The organism is Bacillus cereus group sp. MYBK195-1, from assembly GCF_051916605.1.
Taxonomy (GTDB): Bacteria; Bacillota; Bacilli; order Bacillales; family Bacillaceae_G; genus Bacillus_A; species Bacillus_A cereus.
Genome location: NZ_JBQAGZ010000027.1, coordinates 1 through 1,228 on the forward strand (window position 1 = coordinate 1; position 1,228 = coordinate 1,228).

Here is a 1,228-nt window from a genome sequence, read left to right on the forward strand (position 1 = left end):
AAGCTAGTAAGATCCCTGAAAGATGATCAGGTTGATAGGTTCGAGGTGGAAGCATGGTGACATGTGGAGCTGACGAATACTAATAGATCGAGGACTTAACCATATAATATGAAGCAATGTTATCTAGTTTTGAAAGAATATAAAAAACTTGTTGACTTTAAAAGTTAAATGAGTTACAATGATTCTTGTCTTAAATGAATACAGTCTGGTAATGATGGCAGAGAGGCCACACCCGTTCCCATACCGAACACGGAAGTTAAGCTCTCTAGCGCCGATGGTAGTTGGGACCTTGTCCCTGTGAGAGTAGGACGTTGCCAGGCAATCCGGAGGATTAGCTCAGCTGGGAGAGCACCTGCCTTACAAGCAGGGGGTCGGCGGTTCGATCCCGTCATCCTCCACCATTTAGCCGACTTAGCTCAATTGGTAGAGCAACTGACTTGTAATCAGTAGGTTGGGGGTTCAAGTCCTCTAGTCGGCACCAGTTTTTATTGTAAGAGCCATTAGCTCAGTTGGTAGAGCATCTGACTTTTAATCAGAGGGTCGAAGGTTCGAGTCCTTCATGGCTCACCATTTTAATTAATATGCGGGTGTGGCGGAATTGGCAGACGCACTAGACTTAGGATCTAGCGCCTTTGGCGTGGGGGTTCGACTCCCTTCACCCGCACTTCTAATAAAATATCTCAAACATGTCTTGCGGAAGTAGTTCAGTGGTAGAATACAACCTTGCCAAGGTTGGGGTCGCGGGTTCGAATCCCGTCTTCCGCTCCAATTTTCAATATGACATGCCGGGGTGGCGGAACAGGCAGACGCACAGGACTTAAAATCCTGCGGTGGGTGACCACCGTGCGGGTTCGACCCCCGCCCTCGGCACCATATGCGCCCGTAGCTCAATTGGATAGAGCGTTTGACTACGGATCAAGAGGTTAGGGGTTCGACTCCTCTCGGGCGCGTTTTCTTTCGGGAAGTGGCTCAGCTTGGTAGAGCACCTGGTTTGGGACCAGGGGGTCGCAGGTTCAAATCCTGTCTTCCCGATACTTGTTTGGGGCCTTAGCTCAGCTGGGAGAGCGCCTGCCTTGCACGCAGGAGGTCAGCGGTTCGATCCCGCTAGGCTCCACCATTAGTTCTTTGAAAACTGAACGAAACAAACAACGTGAAACGTCAATTTTTATTTTAGATGCTAGACAAACTAACTTTATTGGAGAGTTTGATCCTGGCTCAGGATGAACGC

At 49.0% G+C, this 1,228-nt stretch carries 9 tRNA genes and 2 rRNA genes; all 11 read left to right on the top strand.

The window, feature by feature from the left end:
* Positions 1 to 103: ribosomal RNA gene (locus tag ACTFRY_RS29660) — 23S ribosomal RNA — on the top strand; the annotation flags it as partial.
* A 101-nt stretch (positions 104 to 204) separates the two neighbouring features.
* A 5S ribosomal RNA gene (rrf, locus tag ACTFRY_RS29665) occupies positions 205 to 320 on the top strand.
* A 5-nt stretch (positions 321 to 325) separates the two neighbouring features.
* Positions 326 to 401 (top strand) — tRNA-Val (locus ACTFRY_RS29670).
* A gap of 4 nt (positions 402 to 405) precedes the next feature.
* A tRNA-Thr gene (locus ACTFRY_RS29675) sits at positions 406 to 481 on the top strand.
* A 13-nt stretch (positions 482 to 494) separates the two neighbouring features.
* A tRNA-Lys gene (locus ACTFRY_RS29680) sits at positions 495 to 570 on the top strand.
* A 13-nt stretch (positions 571 to 583) separates the two neighbouring features.
* Positions 584 to 664 (top strand) — tRNA-Leu (locus ACTFRY_RS29685).
* A gap of 29 nt (positions 665 to 693) precedes the next feature.
* Positions 694 to 768: transfer RNA gene (locus ACTFRY_RS29690), tRNA-Gly, on the top strand.
* A gap of 16 nt (positions 769 to 784) precedes the next feature.
* Positions 785 to 873: transfer RNA gene (locus tag ACTFRY_RS29695), tRNA-Leu, on the top strand.
* A 3-nt stretch (positions 874 to 876) separates the two neighbouring features.
* Positions 877 to 950 (top strand) — tRNA-Arg (locus ACTFRY_RS29700).
* 8 nt (positions 951 to 958) lie between these two features.
* Positions 959 to 1,032 (top strand) — tRNA-Pro (locus tag ACTFRY_RS29705).
* 9 nt (positions 1,033 to 1,041) lie between these two features.
* Positions 1,042 to 1,117: transfer RNA gene (locus ACTFRY_RS29710), tRNA-Ala, on the top strand.
* Positions 1,118 to 1,228 lie beyond the last annotated feature (111 nt).